At 63.0% G+C, this 227-nt stretch carries 1 pseudogene; it reads left to right on the top strand.

What is annotated here, in order from left to right:
* A pseudogene (locus AC0608_RS13935) lies at positions 1-227 on the top strand (cytosine deaminase); the annotation flags it as partial.

Below are 227 nucleotides of genomic sequence, written 5' to 3'. Positions count from 1 at the left end.
CTTTCCCCAGGAAGGCATCGAGTCCTACCGCAACGGCCGTGAGCTGATGGAAGAAGCCATTCGCCTGGGGGCCGATGTGGTCGGCGGCATTCCGCACTTCGAGTACACCCGTGACCAGGGCGTAAGCTCGGTGAAATTTCTGATGGACCTGGCCGAGCGCACCGGCTGCCTGGTGGACGTGCATTGCGACGAAACCGACGACCCCCACTCGCGCTTCCTCGAAGTGC

It is taken from the genome of Flavobacterium sp. GNP008 (assembly GCF_056428965.1).
Note: the sequence above shows the minus strand (reverse complement) of the source record. Positions and strands in the feature narration are given on the sequence as shown.